The organism is bacterium (assembly GCA_035419245.1).
GTDB lineage: Bacteria > Zhuqueibacterota > Zhuqueibacteria > Residuimicrobiales > Residuimicrobiaceae > JAKPUX01.
In genome coordinates, this window is the sequence record DAOLSP010000012.1 from 47,264 (window position 1) to 64,685 (window position 17,422).

A 17,422-nucleotide genomic window follows, 5' to 3' on the forward strand; every position below is an offset into this window, starting at 1 on the left:
TCATGGTAAAAAAAGCACTGGGGGTTGGTTTTATCGGTGGCGGATTTGTGGCGCAGTTTCACATCCGCTCCTGGGTGGGCGTGCGCAACGCCGATATCAACGGCATCGTCGCCAAGACGACCGCTGAAGCCGAACAGGCGGCGGCCCTGATCCGGACCCTCGACCTGGGGGAGGGCAAAATCTACAAGAATATCACAGAAATGGTGGCCGATCCCGGCATCGATGCCATCTGGATCTGCGCCCCCAACTTCACCCGGGTCGAGATCATGGAGGAGATTGCCCATGCGGTCCTCAGCGGCCGCGGCAAGCTGATCGGGGTTGCCTGCGAAAAACCGCTGGGCCGAAACGTGCGCGAGGCTCAGGCGATGGTCGACTTGGCGAAAAAAGCAGGCCTGCTGGACGGTTATCTTGAGAATCAGATCTTTTCGCCCACGGTCATTCGCGGCCGCGAGATCGTCTGGAAGCGCGGCGCATCGGCCACCGGCCGTCCGTATCTCGCCCGCGCCTCGGAGGAACATGCCGGACCACACATGCCCTGGTTCTGGGAGGGCGAGTTGCAAGGCGGCGGCGTACTCAATGACATGATGTGCCACTCGGTCGAGACCGCCCGCTATCTGCTCACGCCGCCGGGGGCCCCGCGCAACGTCCTCATCCCCAAAAAAGTGACCGCCTATACCAACTGTCTCAAATGGCAGCGGCCGCCCTATGCTCGCCACCTGGCCGAGTATAGCCAGGGCAAGCTTGATTATACCAACCGGCCTTCCGAGGATTTCGCCCGTTCCCTGATCGAATACCATGATCAGGATGGGCACCAGGTCGTCGTGGAAACCACCACGTCGTGGTGTTTCGTCGGCGCCGGCCTGCGCCTCTCAATGGAACTCCTCGGTCCCGAATACTCCATGCAGGTCAACACCCTCGATACCGGCCTCAAAGTCTTTTTCAGCCGTGAGGTAGCGGGCCGATCGGGCGAGGATTTGGTCGAGAAACAGAACGCCGAGATGGGGCTGATGCCGGTGGTCGCAAACGAAGGGAATGAGTACGGCTATGATATCGAGGACCGCCACATGGTCGAGGCTTTCCTGGCAGGAAAGCGCCCGGAGGAGACCTTTGAGGACGGCCTCGAGGTGACCAAGCTGCTGATGACGGCCTACATGAGCGCCGAGCAGGAAAAAGTCATCCCCTTCCCGCCGCCGGGCATCAGTGAATACATCCCCCCTGTCGCCCGCGGCCAATGGAACCCGGGCAAAAAGTAAAAGCGGACTTTTGATCGACGAATGGAGAAAAACATCATGACACGACCTTTCTGGATGCTATTCCTTCCCCTGCTGTTATCGGTCACCCTCCCCCTCTTCGCACAGGAGGAATGCGGCGTTTACAAAGAGGTCCGCATCAAAAAATTTAAAATCTCGATGCAGACCTACACCTTCCGCAAGTTCACCTTCGCTGAGGCGCTCGAAAAAACCCGCGAACTGGGCATCCGGTACGTTGAGGCTTACCCGGGGCAGCGCTTGAGCAAGGATCTGCCCGAGAAAGCGATCTTTGCACATACCATGACCGATGAGCAGATGGCCTGGGCCAAAAAGGAACTTGAGAAGAACAGCTTGACCCTGGTGGCCTACGGCGTGGTCCACTTTGACAGTACCGAACAGTCCATGCGCCAGGTTTTCGATTTTGCCCGCAAGATGGGCATCCAGGTGATCAATACCGAGCCGGACTTCCAGGACTGGAAGCCTCTTGAAAGGATGGTGCAGGAATACAATATCAAGGTTGCGATCCACAACCATCCGCTGCCGAGCCGCTTCGCCCTGCCGACCACGGTCCTCGCCAAGGTCAAGGGACTCGACCAGCGCATCGGTTCGGGCATGGACACCGCGCACTGGATGCGCTCCGGCTGGGAGCCGATCAAAGCGATGCAGCTCTTGCGCGGACGCATCGTCCATGCCCACCTCAAGGATCTCGATCTTTTCAACGATCCCCAAAAAGCCAAGGACGTCCCCTTCGGCAGCGGCAAAGCCAATATCCACGACATCCTGGCTGAGTTCACCCTGCAGGATTATGACGGCTACCTCTCCATTGAGCATGAGCGCGAGGACGAATCCGCCAACCCCTCCCCCAATATCGCCAAGGGGTTGGAGTATATCAAGAGCATCACCTACTTCCAGGACTATCAGCAGCTGCTGCCTCGCTGGGAGGGCAACTATTCCAAGCACGGCTGGAACCATTATGGGCCCGGCTATTTCCTGCTGGATGAGAAGCGCGGCGAGCTGACCGGACAGGGTGGTATGGGCCTGCTTTGGTACAGTGCGAAAAAGTACCGCGATTTTATTCTCGAGCTGGATTACAAATGCGACGAGGTCTTTACCAATTCGGGCGTCTTTTTACGTGTCCCCGAGATGCCGGTCAGCGACGACTACATATACCATTCCTTTGAAATCCAGATCGACGATGCCGGAACCGGGATTCACCAGACGGGTGCGGTCTATGACGCGGAAGCGCCCAAGGCGTTGCCCTTCAAGGAGCCCGGCCAGTGGAACCACTACAAGATCAGCTTTGTTGGCAGTCGGATCACGGTCGAGCTTAACGGCATACTGGTGAATGACTGGAAGGCCGAGCCGCGCGGCAAGATCAAATCCTTTGCATCGGAAGGCTATATCGGTTTGCAGAACCACGACAGCCGCGCGCCGATCCATTTTAGGAATATTTTTGTCAAGGAATTATAGCAGGAAGGTTTAATGTCCGGTCACGCGGATGGCGCCAACAGCGTCGATCTTTCGATCATCATCCCGGTCTGGAACGAACGTCGAAAGATCGGCAGCGACATCCGCGCGGCCGCAGAGTTTTGCCAACGTCACGGCCGCCGGGCTGAAATCCTGGTGGCCGATGACGGCAGCAACGACGGTACGGCTGAGGCCGCCGAGGCCTGTGCCCCCCTGGCGGGGTGCGAGTTGCGTGTGCTGCCTCTTTCCCCGCACCGTGGCAAGGGGCATGCGGTGCGCCAGGGGATGATCGCATCCCGCGGCCGGCTGATACTCTTCATGGACAGCGGTGGATGCATAGCCTGGGAGGAGATCCAGCGCGGCATCCACCTCATTGAATCGGGCGCCTGCCGTATCGCCCACGCCTCGCGGCGCCTGCCTGGCAGCCGTATTCTCCGTCCGCAAAGCCTCCCCCGCCGCGTTTGCGCTTTTCTTTTCCGTCATCTGCTCGCCCGCCTGCTCGGTCTGCCACGTACCCTGACCGACACGCAGGCGGGGCTCAAACTCTATGCCGGCGAGACCGGCCGCTGGCTCTACGCAGCGTGCAGCACAGATGGATTCCTCTTCGATGCCGAGATCATCCTGCGCGCACAGCAGGTCGGGCTGGTTATCCGCGAATTCCCGGTGAGCTGGCGCGCTGATCCCGACAGCCGCCTGCGGCTGCACCGTCAACCTTTCAGCCTGCTCCGCGATGCCATCCGCCTCAAAATCCGGCTGCACCGGGAATTTGCAGCCCGGCCGCACTAAGCCTTGAGGTTGCGCCCCGCACGCCAGCCGTACAAACCGTAAAAGGCGATATAGGAAAAGGCTACCATCGGCACGATGAAGGAGAACTGGATCCCGGCCCGATCCGCGACCCAGCCCTGCAGCGGCGGCAGCAACGCTCCCCCCAAAATCATCATCACCAGCAGGGATGAGGCCTGGCTCTTGAAGGCGCCGAGTCCCTCAATGGCCAGCGAAAAAATGTTCGACCACATCACCGAGCAGAAGAGGCCAACAGCGAGTATGGTCCATTGAGCCGTGGTACCGCTGGTGGTCATGCCGGTTAGCAGCAGGACGATGATCACCCCGCTGAAAAGGGCCAGCATGCGGTGGGCGCTGTTCTCGCCCAGATAGAAGGCGCCGATGAGGATGAGAAGAAACAATCCATAGTGCAGGGCTTCATGCCATCCGGAAAGGCCCAGGATCACGAAAAAGGCAAGGACGGGGATGCCGGCAACGAGGAGATTTTTCTTGCGCTTCTCCATGTCGCTGAGGGCAAAGGCGCCCATGAAACGCCCGATCATCAGCCCGCCCCAATAGAAAGAGAGGTAGCGGCTGGCGGCCTCATGCGGCAGACTCCCTAGCCTGGGCGTGCCGAGGAAGTTGATAATGGCGCTGCCGACTGCGACTTCACCTCCGACGTACATCAAGATGGCGATCATACCGAGGACAGTATGCGGGTGTTGGAGGGCGCCGGCGCCGCGGGTAACCTGCTCGGCGTTGGAAAAATTGGGCAGGTGGATGAATTTAAAGATAACCGCCAGCACAAGGAAAACCGCCGCAAAGCAGAGATAGGGGGTCTTGACGGCGTCGGCGCCATGGATGCCGGGGTGATTGAAGACCTTGAAGATGAGATAGCCGCCGATGACCGGTCCAATGGTGGTGCCCAGGGAATTGAATCCCTGAGAAAGATTGAGGCGGCTGGAGGCCGTGCGTTCCGGGCCGAGAATGGTCACATAGGGATTGGCGGCAATCTGCAACATGGCAAATCCCAGCCCAACGATGAAAAGGGCGACCAGGAAAAAGGTGTAGGAGAGCATCAACGCGGCGGGATAAAAGAGAGCACTGCCCAAAGCGGAGACGACCAGGCCGATTACGACACCGTTTTTATAGCCGAGGCGATTGATCGGATCACCCGAAGTGATCGAAATGGTATAGTAAATCAGGGCACCAATGGTATAGGCACCGAAAAAAGCGAACTGAACCAGCATGGCCTGGAAATAATTGAGGGTGAAGGCCTCCTTGAATCGCGGAATGAGAATGTCATTCCAAACAGTCATGAACCCCCACATGAAGAAGAGGATGGTCATCATCGAGAAAGGACCGCTGTATTTTTGTTCGCTTCCCGTCCCTGGGAGTGGCGCCATGGTGGTGCTGCCGGTCATACTGCTCTCCTTTTGTCTGCTTTTAGCTATTCACAAAATGTCCCTAAAAGTAACGATAATCCCATGGATTTTCAAGATGAATCTCCACATGGAGAGAAAAATCTTGAAATCCCGCGTTGAAACCCGTACATTTCACAACTCTGTCCCGAAGCTGCATCACTTTCCGGAGGTTCCATGATTTCGATTCCAGCCCGCCTGACGCATCCCGCATCGTGGCTTTTGTTGGCCGCAGCCGTGTCCATCATACCCGCCCTGCCCGATCCGTCTGTAATCGCCGCTGTCCAGAACCTGGCACCCCAGAACGCCGGCTTTGAGCAAGCGCTGCCGCAGGGCATCCCCGGATGGCATCCCGATTCGCTCTCACGGACGGCTTGCAGCCTCGAGTCCGCAAATGGCCACAGCGGAGCGGGCAGCCTCTGCATCCGCCATGCAACCCCGCGCCAGTCGGCCATCTATTCCGATCCCCTGAGTCTCGAGGTGGGCAAACTCTACCGCCTGAGCGGCTGGATCCGGACCGAACGGGCCTTGACCGACTCCGCGCAACACTATCCGACGCCGGTACCGGCTTGCCTGCGCATCTCCTCCATGCCGATCACGTCGTACTCCCGTCCTGTGGGCGGCGACCAGGGCTGGCAGCGCAGTGAGGCCATCTTCTTTGCCTCCCAGGCTAGCGACCGCATCGAGCTACACCTCGGCTACCGCGGAGGCGCAAGCGGCACAGCCTGGTTCGACGATATCGAAGTTACGCCGGTCGATGATATCACCGAGTTCGTCCCCGCCGAACGCATCCGTCGGCATGGCAAAGCCTTCCGCTTCGAAGAGCAGGGATGGACGTTCCTGCATATCGAAGGAGCGGCCTACCCGCGCGGTTTTCAATACGGCACGCTCGTCGCCCAGGAGATCAAGACCTTCATCAACAAGCTGGCCATCAGCCGCAACAAGGACAACCCCGCTATGGCCTGGCGCGATCTGCGCAGCCAGGTTGATCTGCTCTTCCTGCGCAAATATAAGACGGAATTCCTCGAAGAGATGCAGGGCATCGCCGACGGCGCAAAAAAGGAGGGTGTGACGCTGTTCGACCGCCCCATCGAACTGCTCGACATCGTCACCATCAACTCCTATGTTGACCTCTCGTACGCCTACGATGCCGTGCGCACGACCCCGCACGCGCTCAGCGGACAGCGTTTCAAGGGCCCGGAAGACCAACTCGATCTTCCGGAACGGCTTCACAAGTGCTCCTCATTCCTGGCCAACGGTTCGGCGACCGAGGACCACCGCATCGTCTTCGGGCAGCTCTTCATGTGGAACGGCTATATGGGGCCGGAATGGGATCTCATCGTCGATCTGGTGCCGGAAAAAGGGCAGCGGCTGGTTTACGAGACTTTCCCGGGCGGGATCCATTCCGGCGCCGACTTTTATATCAACGAGAGCGGCATCATGATCGGCGAGACCACTGTCAGCCAAACGCCATGGAATCCGGAGGGCACTCCGCAGTCCAATCGTATCCGCCTGGCCGCGCAATATGCGCGTTCGATTGACGATGTGGTCAAGCTGCTTACCACGCACAACAACGGCATGTATACCAATGACTGGCTCATTGGCGATTGCAAGAACGACGAGATCGCCGTCTACTGCCTTGGCACCAACACCGCCAAACTCTGGCGCAGCAGCAGGAATGAGTTCTACGATGGACAGAAGGACTGGTACTGGAGCGACAACAATCCCAAATCTCTCGACATCCGCAAAGAGTACATCGCCAATCCCGACAACGCCCCCTTCGATCTCGGCTTTCGCCCCTGGGACCGCGATATGGCGTTTTTCCGCTTCTACGAGGCCAACCGCGGCCGGATCAATGCCCGTGTCGGCATGGAGTTGATCGGCTCCTCCCCCACCAACCGGCCCCATGCCTGCGATGGCAAGATCACCACCTCGGCGATGGCCGAAAAGATGATGTTCATGGCCCATTATGGCAAAGTGACCTACCGCGAGCAGTTCATCAACGAGAACGGGCGCATCCCCGATCTACCGATGGCCATCCCGCGCCTCAGCCTGGGATATACCACCTTCGCACCCTTGACCCTGACGCGCATGATCGCGGATCTGCAGCGCCCGCTTGCCCCCGCGCCGGCCCCATCGGTCCTGGAAACGGCTGAAGTCGACTCCTTCTACCAGTTCCCTACCGATCTGCTCTGGGCCAATACAGTCTATCCCGCTTCGCCGGCCGAGAACTGGCTTGTCAGCGGCACTGCGGCCTACTGGCAGATGCTCAACGCCCTGCCGAAGGATGGCGGCAAGGCGCGTACCCAGTTGTGCAACGATCTCGCGGAGCTCAACTGCCGCCTCCTCTATACCCAATCGCGCGAAGGGACCCTGGCGCCGGTTCAGGCCCGGGAAAACTATCATCAAACCAAATATTACTACATTCCGCGCAGCCGCGGGACGTTCTTGCTGCATCAGCTGCGTCTACAGTTGGGCAACCTGAAATTCTCAGCACTTATGAACCGTCTGCATGACGCTCACGCCAAAAAGGAGATCACCAACGCCCGGTTCATCGAAATGGCCCGGGAAGCGGGCGGTCCGGCCGCGGTGGAGGTGATCGAGCAGTGGATCCAGCGTGAAGACCTCCCCGATCTGATGCCCTCCTGCCGGGTTACAGGAACCGACAGCCTCTGGCATCTGACCCTGCGGGTGGAGCAAAAAGGCCGTCCGTTTCTGCTGATCGGTACGGTGCGTATCCGCACGTCCGGGAAGACCTTCTGGAAAAAGATCGAGTTGCGCGAGGCACAGCAGGAGTGGGATTGGCCGCTTTCCGGGAAGCCTGTGGAGGTGATCCTCAACGCCGGCAATGATTTTCCCATGGAAAACGACCGTTTCTACACCTTCAGTAATTTCTACGACGACTGGGACCATAGTCTGGTCGTCTATGGCACGACGCGCCAGATCGAGGCCAACCATACCCTCGCCCTGCGCTTCGCCAAAGCGGCTGCCGACCGCATCACCGAGACCACCCTGCCGGTGCGCAAGGATTGCGAATTCTCTGTGGAAGATTTCAGGGATCATGATGTCATTTTGCTGGGCGGGCCTGACGACAATGAGTGTACTAAACGGATCGGTGAGAGATGCGGGCTGGAGCTAGGTAATGGCCTTTTCCAATGGCAAGGCAAGACCTACACGGCCACGAATGAAGGCTTGGCTGTGGTGCTGTCCAATCCCTACAATCCACAGCGCATGGTAACCCTTCTGGCGGCCAACAGTGCCCTGCAGCTCTACCAGATGGCGAAGGCACTGCCGCGCTTTCCGCAGTGGGCGCTCTTCCGGGAGGATCAGATCGTTGAAAAAGGGTATCATGAACTCGGGATAACGGCAAAGCTTGAATAATTTATACTTCCAGTCAATTTACAGAAGAAAGCCTTATCAAGGGATCATCGTCTTTCAGGAAAATTCGTCTTATCTGAGTAGCAGGGCTTTTTTCACAGAGGTGAATTGCTCTGTTTTCAACTGATAAAAATAAATGCCCGCCGCCAGCATCCGGGCATCCCAGATGGTTCGATACACCCCAGCGGGGTAATCCTGCTCGACAAGGTGGATTACATCCCGCCCTAGCACATCAAAAACACTAATATTCACTTTGCTTCTTACAGGAATGGCAAAGATAATGGTTGTGGAGGCATTGAAGGGATTGGGATAATTCTGTTCAAGGCTGAACGCACTTGGCTGCTCCATTTCCTCCAATACGTGTGTGCGGATATTAGCTTGTGCCCAAAAACCGGAATGCAGGATATGGTATTGATCCTGCTCTTGTCCGCTCAGCCCCTGTCCAATTGTCGCCGTCGAAAGATATTTTCCATCAGTCATCCTTCCTGCTCCACTACCAAAAACACTGTTGTGAATTCTATATTGGGGGAAGGCTGTTGACGTAACTGTTACTAATAGAAGCATCGCTTTCAGTATTACATTACAAGTCTTCATGGAATAATCCCTCATTTTTTTGGGGGGGTATAGGACTGCCCTTTCTTCAGTCTTTTTTAATTACTGCTCGACGTGATCAATCCCTAATTCCTCCGTCTTACCCGATTCTCGTGGGTAAAGGTATTTGCCGCGATCGCTGGCCTTTTTATCTACTTCTGGCACAATACGATGGGCTTGCGCGAACGCATCATTTCGGATACCTGTAACCTGCCAGCTAACTTCAAGTTTGGCTGTACCGCCGCCGATTTTGAAACGGTTGCCGTTTATTTTTACTGCCACATAGACTGGTGCGTAGCTGCCAAGGCAAGTCAGTTGATAACGAAAATCCTTGTTCAATGCTTCAAGATAATCGGGCAAATCCACCCAGGCTTCACCATTTTCATCCAGTGTCACAATGCCATTGTAAATGTTCATCATATCCGGACTCTCCACAAAGGAGTGCTGTAAGTATCTGTTCTCCGGATCCAATGGATGGTCGATTTTAAAAGCGCCACCTCCTTTCGTCAATATGCCGGTGATATTTACATTTCCGCTGAAATAGCCGGCATAATCCCCTCCTCCCGTTTTTTCACCATAAACGGCCGTGCCGGTATTGCTCGATCCATAGACACCGCGGCCGCTGTTGCTGGTTCCCGAGACGCCTGTGCCACTGCTGCTAGCACTGCCCCCAATCCCAGTACCTGTGCTGCTCCAGCCGCTCGCGCCATAATTAGCGTAGCCGATGGCTCCGCCGTTTCCACTACTGTTCTCACCATATACTCCATAGCCGTAGCCAGAAGCATAACCATAAAGGCCGGCAGCAACCGAGCTTGATCTGCCACCCTCAAGCTTCTTTACCGAAATTGTCGTACTGCTGAGAATATCTTGACCGGCAATCGAACCATTTTCAATCTTGGCTGAATTGATGGCATTATCCTGAATCATGGTATTGGTAATGCTGGCATTCTGGCCTTCATTCACATACAAGCCATCGGTGAAGGAAGTGTTCAATGAGACGGCATCAGCAGAGACTAAAATACCGGCACCGGCGCCTACATCCAGATTGGAATCGCCGCTCAGGCCGCCGCCGGTCAATCCAGCGCCTGCGCCAACCGCTGTTATATCACCTGAAGATGCAGGAACTGCCTGCCAGCTCCCAATCCCATTGGCATCAGCGGTCAAGACGTATCCTGGTGCAGCCCCTGGCGGCATCTTAAAGCCGGTCATTTGCGCCATCCCGGCGATGTCCAGTCTTTGAGAGGGTGAATTGGTGCCAATTCCAACATAGTTGTTCGTTTTTTCAAGGTGCATCAATGTAGCCGTGCCGCTCATCAGATCAATATCATCCCCACTCAGCAGCTGTAATCCTCCACCAAGGCCATTGCTGCCGACTATAGTTTGATTAGAGCCCGTGAGAGTGAAAAGCCGTGCAAAGCTGCCGCTGGAAGTCTTCCAATAGATACCGAGACCATTCTCCAGGAAAAAGTCACCGCCACTGAGATGGAGTTTGCTGCCCGGTGAGGTAGTGCCGATGCCGACATTGCCCCCGTTATCAACATAAACCGCGTTGGCGGGGGAACCATCAGCCGCATCGAGCGAATAACCGTCCGGTGGGATAAATGCAAGGTCAGTCGTTTGAACAGTCCCGTCAAGAATCATTGCGCCAGTGACTGAATTGGCTTGTCCTTCGTTGATATATAAGCCATCCGTATAGGAAGTATTGAGCGAAACGGCATCCGCAGTCACGGAAATGCCTAAACCGGCTCCTACATCCAGATTGATATCGCCGCTCAGGCCGCCGCCCGTCAATCCGTTACCAGCACTGATGGCCGAAATATCCGCTGAACTATTCCGCGCAGCAGTGGTCTGCACTGTACCGTCAGGAAATTTAAATCCGCCGGAAGTGGAATAGATCATTCCTGCCACGTGCAGCTTTTCGGACGGAGCTGAAATGCCGATGCCTATTTTACCTTCAACGAATAGATCAGCTTCACCCGTCCCTGACATTTCGAGCTTTAAGGGTGCACTACTCGAACCGGACAATAAAATTTGCGGAATACTAGTAAAGCTGATGTTACCGGCAGTAACTAGGTCACCAGCCTTATTAATGTATGCTCTCACGGCGCCGTCACCTTTGAATTCGGCAATCCTGGATGAAGGGCCTTCCTGATGGGCTACAAATGCCGGCCCTTGCCCTTCGGTCCTGCACTCCAAGGCCGGACTGGTATTATCGGCATTGGCGATGGAAAATGAAGCCGCTTTGCCCAATGCATCGTTAATCGCCTCAAGCGTTGTGCTGGTCGAAGTCAAATTTGTAATGTTGAAATAGGCTGCATGTCCTGTCCCTTTATTGAACGCGTACAAAGCATGCCCGGAACCACTTGCACTGATGCGCATGCCAAGGGTGCTACCAGGATTGTCGGAGATGAATTCACCTGCTAGCCCATCCCCCGTATTGGTAAGGGAGAACGCAGGAGTTGAGGATGTCACCATGCCAGAATAGGGCAATTTAATATCGCCAGGGCCGGCGTCGACCTTGGCCGATATCCTCAATGTATCACCTGTCGATGTGATTGTGATATTCTCTCCAGCTTGGAGGGTTACATGGTCGGTCAATGTATTCACACTCCGTACGACTGTTCCCGTTTGTATTTTATCACCGGTGACCGCTCCCGCAGCCAAACTGTCCGCATACAATGATCGCATACTGTAAGCAACAGCATTAAGGGGAATGAGCGGCTGCATTTCCAACCCACCATTCACTGTTATACCCAGACAGTAGGGCTCATCAAACGAGAGTTCCAGAGGAACAATCTGCCCCAAACTCACATTAAAGATTCCATCTTGTACAAGCACTTGCTGTGATTCAGACCATAGAGGAGTACTTGTTGCTGCGCAGCGATAAAAGGTGAAGGTAAAAGTAGTTGTATCTGATATGGCCCGGCCATTGGCATCAGTCAACCTGCCTTGGTAACTGATTAGTCGAGGTATTTGTGCAAATCCTGTTGGTACAGTGACCATCACCAACAACATGCCGGCGGAGAGCAATTTCCCAATCCGCATATGTACCTCCTATAATTAGAATAACAGCTGACTATTCTGGCAAGATCCGAGAAGAGCGAGAAAAGTAGGGGCGACAGTGGGTGCAGTCCATGGAGAGGCAAAACCGCGGCAGTGATCGATAATGCGCATCAACGCTGTACGTATTAATCAACTATCCCTGCTATCATCAATCGTAACACAGAATAAAAAAAGGCCTAAATTAATTCGGATGAATCAATTTAAGCCTGTTTTTTCAATAGAATCCCTTCCCTTACCACCCTATAAAAACATTATAGCGAACGACTAAATAAAAAACAAGTAAAATATCAGGATTCTAATGGGAAATTATGCCGGATGACACTTCGGCCGTCGTCCGTGCGGGAGAGCAACAACAGGCCGATGCCAGAGGTATTGGCGATACACTTCAGGGCAGTAGCATGGGCCATTACCATAAAGGCCGTGGAGAAGGCATCGGCAACTGCCGCAGCAGGGGCAGTCACCCAGGCAGCCAGGGTGCCAGTGGCCGGCTTTCTCGTGCGGGGGTCGATGATATGCCGTCCCTTTTCGACGCCTGAAGCTCCCATCGCTCTATCAATGAGGTCGAACTGCGCCAGAACCTTCACCCGGTTCAGGGGATGATGCAGAGTCACCGGCCAACCGGAACGTCCCGGCGCATGACCGCGAGCTGCCACCGAACTGGTCCCGCCGTGAAGAAGAAAATTCCTTATCTCCCACTCTTGCAGACGCTCGACCATCCGATCGACAGCATACCCTTTGCCGATGGCGCCAAGATCAACCTGAACCATTGCATCTTTGCGCACGGTCATCCCTGTTTCAGAGAGATGGAGGTGATTCATCCCTGTCGGCATCAACAGCGCTTTTATTCTGCGGCCGATTTTTCCCCTTATGGTGAACTCCGGAAGCCACAGATCCTTGAGCACCCCCACGGTGACATCGAAGGCTCCGCGGGAGGCAGCACAAAGGTCATTGGCCTGACTGAGGCATGCGAAAGTGTGCTCGCCGAGCGGCAGGGCTTCTCCCAGCGCCAGGGCGTTAAGGCGCGCAATATCGCTGTTGGGATCATAGCGGCTCAGCTCCGCTTCGATCTGTTCGAGCAAACGGAAGGCTTCCCAAGCCGCTTGCCCGGCATATATGGCATCCCTATGGTGCATGCATAGGACGAATTCGGTCGCCATCGCCTTGCTGGAGAAATGGAGAAATTTGTTGTCCATAGCAGGGCCGGCCTTATTTTGCTTCAATTCCCTCTGTCAGGGGCTGAGTACCAGCGGACGGATCAAGGAGATCGTGGAGATCCTTGCGGATATAGCCATGCAGTTCCTGCCCGGGCCGGAGTTCGGCGTATCCGCGCCAGAGAGGCAGATAGAGATTGCGCTGACCCGGGGGCGGTATTTCATAGAGCAGGTGCTGCAGGAGTGGCTCCTGCTCAGGCGAGATCAGGATGAGGGGCGCTGGCGACAGGCTCTCGTCCAGCCGGTCGTACCATCCTATATTCGGCATACGGCGCAAGGTCCAGGGCAGGGGCCAATATTCGTCGCCCGTCACAGCCACCTGCACCGGGGTTCGGAGCCCCTCCGGGGCCGCTGCGGCCGCCGTTTTGACCGCGGAGGTGATCCGCGCCAGATCAGGGCCAGGGTGGGCGTAGACCCAGGGATTTCCCGGATCGCTGTCCTGCCGTTGGTTGAGAAGCACGGCCTGGCGGCTGATTAACAGGCTGCAGATGATAACTGAAAGATAGAGCGCAACTTGCCATTTCTTCGTCTGTTCAAGCCATTGCCTCCATCCCAAACCGGCAATGATCAGAAAACAATAATAAAACGCCAGGGCATTCCAGGGGGTTTTGTAGGGGAGCAGGGAATAGAGAATACAGAGAATTAAGGTAAAACTGCAGATGAACCTTGTTGTTATCGATCTTGCCGAATTTTGTCCCCGCGAATCTCTAGCCGACCAGAGCCCAGCGGCCAGGAAGGGCGCGATCCAGATCTCGCTCCACCAGGGATGGCCCGGTTCGTGATGCCAAAACAGCAGATTGAAATAATAATACCAAGGCTGGGTGTGCAGGGTTTGGCCGGCACCACGGTGTAGATATCCGTTGTAAGCGCGAAAGCTGTCCAACAGACCCTGTGGATGAGTGAATCCTGCGGTAAAAAAAAGAGCAGAAACCAGGAGGGCAGCGGCCAAAGCGAGCAGGAGGTCGCGCCCGTGCAGGGAGACGTGCGGGCGCTCCCGCAGCCAGACAACCATTGCCGCTGACGCGGCAGCCACGATGAGCACGATATCGGTCTCCTTGGTGGCGTGCAGAAGTCCCAGCGCCCCGCCAGCGCCCAAAGCCCAGGCCCAATGCCGCTGCTGCAGATAGCGGCCGGCGCAAATCAAAGCGAGCATACCGAAAAAAACGAACAGGACTTCCTGGATATAATAGCGGCTGTAGAAGACCTGCATTGGTGAAAGGGCGATCCAAAAACCGGCAGCGAGGGCGGCTGGCCGGCTGATCAAGGGAGCAAGCAGCAGGGGCAGGAGGACGAGGCTGAGACCGAAACTAACAGCCACAAGGCGCAGGGTGGCCTCATCCAACTCCTCCAGGGAGGACTGGCCGCGCAGCCAGGCTGGAATCAGGGTGAAATAATAGAGGGTGGGGCCATGGTATTCCTGGGCGTCGTAGGTGTAGCTCCCCTCCTGCAGCAGGACTGCGAATTTGACCGCATGCACGGCTTCATCGGTGTGCATAGGCCGGTGCTGCAGCCGCGGCAGGCGCAGCACGGCTGCCAGCAGGAGGATAAAACACCATGATGCAATAAATGTTGAGTTTTTCCGCATACTCTTCCAATGCAAATGCCCTCCCCTTTTCTGGGAGGGCATTTTGAAAGGTTGACTCTGCTATGAGCTGAATTGCCCTGCAACGCTACTTGACCGGCAGACCGTAGATCTCCACCTCGGTATAATGGTTCAGGTCATTGCCGGTGTTGCCGTTGCTGTAGCAGCGCACATAGCGCCCGATAATCCCCTTGGCATCGATCAGCTTGCCTTCCGCGGTCTCGATATAGTTCTTGTCGTTGCCGGCGCCCAGCTTGGCGGTGTTGTCGTGGTCGTTATTGAAGATAGTTTGAACGCCGGATTTGAAAGCCGGATCATCCGAAACCTGAACGACCACGTCGAAATATACGCTGGGCTGTTTGTGATAGTGCCAGAGGACGACCGCATAGATCGTATGTCTGGCCTTGAGATCGATGGTCACCTGCTGTACGAAGGGGCCGAGCTCCACATAGCTGCCGTCTTCGGCCTCCTTGTCGCCATCGGTGATCATTGCCAGTTCACCGATCACCGGCTGCATGTCGCTCGAGGTGACGGGCTTATTGAGGGCCACATTGATCGTCCCGGCAGGAGCGAGGAATGGTTCGCGCGGACGGCCGAGGGGCTTCTCGAGGTTTGGCACCTTGAGGTTTTGCGGCGTGCCGATGAATTTGGGTTTGGGTAGTTTGATGGTGACGGGCTTGAGATCCTGGGCCATCGCAGCCGTCGCCAGGATGAAAACCAGGATGCCAACGATGAAACGGTATATTTTCACGGACTTCATTGCCTCTTTCTCCGGTTGGATAAGCTACTTCTTCCTCAACTTGAAGAAAATCCGGTCTATTCCTGTGATCTGCTGTGTCGGGATGGCGATCAGGACCAGCAGCGCCGCCAGTTCCACCAGATTCTTGTTGATGATCAGGTAATGGCCCTCCATGGGAATACTGTAAAAGAGCCCGATGAAGGGCGGATTGCAGGCGTAATAGAGCAGGATGAGCGCAATACCGCCGATCGCAGCCAGCCTGGTAAAGCATCCCATGATCAAGCCGAGGCCGATCAGAATAAGGCCCCAGATGTTCAGCGTATTAACGACGGAGAGTAGCGCGGCGTTCCGGGCCAGGGCGTGAAATAAACCGGCGAATATCCACTTGGATTCCATCAGAAAGCCATAGGCCGACCAGTTGCCTTTGAGGAGCTTGGCCAGTCCTTCATAGAGGAAATGCCAGCCGATGACCATGCGCATCACCGTCAGGGTGATCCACTGAAAAGTGGACAGGCGGGTCTCATTCATCAGATTTTGAATTCCTCCGGGCTGAATTCGAGCGTCCTTTTGGCCTCCACCGCTTCATTGACCTTGAGCACGGCGACGGCGGATTCATAGGCCACCTCGGGGGGGCAGTTGAGGGTGTCCTTGCCGCGCACGGCATTGAAGAAATTTTCAAGATGGGGTTTGTGGTAGGGATCGCTGAAGATGACCGGGATCTTGTGCTCGTCCGGCGAGATGGTCTCGCGGACATCCAGGCTCTCGCTCTCCTGCTCCGCTTTCACCTCGAGCAGCCGTGGTTCGGTGAGGTAGCCCAGGCGTACCCATTCATCCCAAGAGGGCGCATTGGTCTTTTCACGGTAGACGGCGCCCTGACCGGCCGATTCGGAGATCACCAAGGTGCCCTGATCGCCCATAAACTGCTCGAAATAGCCGAGACTGCCGTTGGTGGTCGTGGTCTTGTAATGGGCGCGGACGATCCCTCGGGGGGTGTCATACTCGTAGGTCGCCAGCACAGTGTCATACCACTCGTGGGTCTCTTTGGGATAATAATCGGTGCCGCCGCTGGCCATGACGGACCGGGGATTGGCGCCGAGGAACCAGGAAAAGATATCGATCTGGTGCGAGCCGAGATCGACGATCGGGCCGCCGCCCAGTTTTTTATACCAGCGCCAGTTGCAGAACTGCGCCATGGAGTCAAAACCGTATTGGCGCAACAGGGCTTGCGGGATTTCGTATTTTTTCGGCCATCCCAGATCGGGTGCGGCGGAACGGTTCCACTGCGCATAGGCGGTCGCCGGCCGGCCGAGGAGCCCGCATTTCTGCAGAAGAATGTCGTGGCAAAACAGATAACGCGGATTGCTGCGGCGCTGGTGGCCGATCTGCAGCAACTTTCCGGTTTGGCGGGCGGCCAGGACCATACGCCGGGCGCCTTCGAGCGTATTGGACATCTCCTTTTCGCAGTAGACATGAAGACCGGCCTGGAGACAGGCAATGGTATGATCGGCATGCCAGAAATCGGGGGTGGCGATGACAACTGCATCCAGCACCTTCTCCTTGTCGAGCATTTCGCGGTAATCCTGGTAAAGGGCCGGTTCGTGGCCATATTTTTTCAGGAGGTTGCCGGCGCGCTTGAGATTGTACTCGGCCCAGATGTCGCAGACCGCCCGGAATCGCAGTCCGGGGATTTTGAGCATGGAGTTCAGCAGGACGCTTCCCTGCGCGCCGACTCCCAGCAGGGCGACGTTCAGCTCTGCGGGGGCCTCCCCGCCGGCGACGGCCGCGGCCTTGCGGGCCCTCGCCGCCCGGCGGAAGGATTCCTGTCGCAGCGCCGCCAGAGCAAAGGCCCCGAGGACCGGGACCCCCGCCAGACCCTGAAGGAAATCCCTGCGGCCGATCTTTTTTCCCGCTTTCGCTTCGGAGGGGGTCGTTTCGTTCTTGGTGCTTTCTTCTTTCAT

At 56.3% G+C, this 17,422-nt stretch carries 12 protein-coding genes; 4 read left to right on the forward strand and 8 right to left on the reverse strand.

All coding sequences use genetic code 11. From position 1 onward, the window contains the following. Window positions 1–2 precede the first annotated feature (2 nt). Genes PLH32_13295 through PLH32_13305 form a run of 3 tightly spaced genes read left to right on the forward strand, consistent with a single transcriptional unit; the run spans window position 3 to window position 3,503 of the window. On the forward strand, window positions 3–1,253 hold the full coding sequence (locus PLH32_13295; GenBank protein HQJ65583.1) for a Gfo/Idh/MocA family oxidoreductase: 1,251 nt from the start codon (window positions 3–5) through the stop codon (window positions 1,251–1,253). A 36-nt stretch (window positions 1,254–1,289) separates the two neighbouring features. Further along, a complete protein-coding gene (locus tag PLH32_13300) occupies window positions 1,290–2,720 on the forward strand; it encodes a DUF1080 domain-containing protein (GenBank protein HQJ65584.1) in 1,431 nt (476 codons plus the stop codon). A 12-nt stretch (window positions 2,721–2,732) separates the two neighbouring features. Further along, entirely contained in the window at window positions 2,733–3,503 is a 771-nt protein-coding gene (locus PLH32_13305) for a glycosyltransferase (GenBank protein HQJ65585.1), read from the forward strand. Here the strand turns inward: PLH32_13305 and PLH32_13310 are convergent. After that, entirely contained in the window at window positions 3,500–4,903 is a 1,404-nt protein-coding gene (locus PLH32_13310; GenBank protein HQJ65586.1) for a sugar MFS transporter, read from the reverse strand. The genes PLH32_13305 and PLH32_13310 overlap by 4 nt on opposite strands. A 174-nt stretch (window positions 4,904–5,077) precedes the next feature. Between PLH32_13310 and PLH32_13315 the strand changes: the two genes are divergently transcribed. After that, window positions 5,078–8,281: a C45 family autoproteolytic acyltransferase/hydrolase gene (locus PLH32_13315; protein ID HQJ65587.1), complete on the forward strand. Its 3,204-nt coding sequence runs from the start codon at window positions 5,078–5,080 to the stop codon at window positions 8,279–8,281. Window positions 8,282–8,350: 69 nt separating this feature from the next. Here the strand turns inward: PLH32_13315 and PLH32_13320 are convergent, their stop codons facing one another. From PLH32_13320 to PLH32_13350, 7 genes are all read right to left on the reverse strand, one after another. Beyond that, window positions 8,351–8,758, reverse strand: coding sequence for a T9SS type A sorting domain-containing protein (locus PLH32_13320; protein ID HQJ65588.1), 408 nt, complete (start codon window positions 8,756–8,758; stop codon window positions 8,351–8,353). 174 nt (window positions 8,759–8,932) lie between these two features. Then, a complete protein-coding gene (locus tag PLH32_13325) occupies window positions 8,933–11,914 on the reverse strand; it encodes a hypothetical protein (protein HQJ65589.1) in 2,982 nt (993 codons plus the stop codon). Window positions 11,915–12,219: 305 nt separating this feature from the next. Beyond that, on the reverse strand, window positions 12,220–13,125 hold the full coding sequence (locus PLH32_13330; protein HQJ65590.1) for an FAD:protein FMN transferase: 906 nt from the start codon (window positions 13,123–13,125) through the stop codon (window positions 12,220–12,222). 13 nt (window positions 13,126–13,138) lie between these two features. Beyond that, a complete protein-coding gene (locus tag PLH32_13335; GenBank protein HQJ65591.1) occupies window positions 13,139–14,728 on the reverse strand; it encodes a TIGR03663 family protein in 1,590 nt (529 codons plus the stop codon). 85 nt (window positions 14,729–14,813) lie between these two features. Continuing rightward, window positions 14,814–15,485, reverse strand: a complete 672-nt coding sequence (locus tag PLH32_13340) for a hypothetical protein (protein ID HQJ65592.1) — start codon at window positions 15,483–15,485, stop codon at window positions 14,814–14,816. Window positions 15,486–15,509: 24 nt separating this feature from the next. Then, window positions 15,510–15,992, reverse strand: coding sequence for a DoxX family membrane protein (locus tag PLH32_13345; GenBank protein HQJ65593.1), 483 nt, complete (start codon window positions 15,990–15,992; stop codon window positions 15,510–15,512). Then, the gene (locus PLH32_13350) at window positions 15,992–17,422 is read right to left on the reverse strand and encodes a Gfo/Idh/MocA family oxidoreductase (protein HQJ65594.1); all 1,431 of its coding nucleotides are present in this window, start codon (window positions 17,420–17,422) and stop codon (window positions 15,992–15,994) included. The genes PLH32_13345 and PLH32_13350 overlap by 1 nt, the downstream gene beginning before the upstream one ends.

Bases quoted from the DNA above. Each gene is read 5' to 3' on its own strand.
- PLH32_13295 (HQJ65583.1), top strand. From the start codon at position 3: ATGGTAAAAAAAGCACTGGGGGTTGGTTTTATCGGTGGCGGATTTGTG.
- PLH32_13300 (HQJ65584.1), top strand. From the start codon at position 1,290: ATGACACGACCTTTCTGGATGCTATTCCTTCCCCTGCTGTTATCGGTC.
- PLH32_13305 (HQJ65585.1), top strand. From the start codon at position 2,733: ATGTCCGGTCACGCGGATGGCGCCAACAGCGTCGATCTTTCGATCATC.
- PLH32_13310 (HQJ65586.1), bottom strand. From the start codon at position 4,903: ATGACCGGCAGCACCACCATGGCGCCACTCCCAGGGACGGGAAGCGAA.
- PLH32_13315 (HQJ65587.1), top strand. From the start codon at position 5,078: ATGATTTCGATTCCAGCCCGCCTGACGCATCCCGCATCGTGGCTTTTG.
- PLH32_13320 (HQJ65588.1), bottom strand. From the start codon at position 8,758: ATGACTGATGGAAAATATCTTTCGACGGCGACAATTGGACAGGGGCTG.
- PLH32_13325 (HQJ65589.1), bottom strand. From the start codon at position 11,914: ATGCGGATTGGGAAATTGCTCTCCGCCGGCATGTTGTTGGTGATGGTC.
- PLH32_13330 (HQJ65590.1), bottom strand. From the start codon at position 13,125: ATGGACAACAAATTTCTCCATTTCTCCAGCAAGGCGATGGCGACCGAA.
- PLH32_13335 (HQJ65591.1), bottom strand. From the start codon at position 14,728: ATGCGGAAAAACTCAACATTTATTGCATCATGGTGTTTTATCCTCCTG.
- PLH32_13340 (HQJ65592.1), bottom strand. From the start codon at position 15,485: ATGAAGTCCGTGAAAATATACCGTTTCATCGTTGGCATCCTGGTTTTC.
- PLH32_13345 (HQJ65593.1), bottom strand. From the start codon at position 15,992: ATGAATGAGACCCGCCTGTCCACTTTTCAGTGGATCACCCTGACGGTG.
- PLH32_13350 (HQJ65594.1), bottom strand. From the start codon at position 17,422: ATGAAAGAAGAAAGCACCAAGAACGAAACGACCCCCTCCGAAGCGAAA.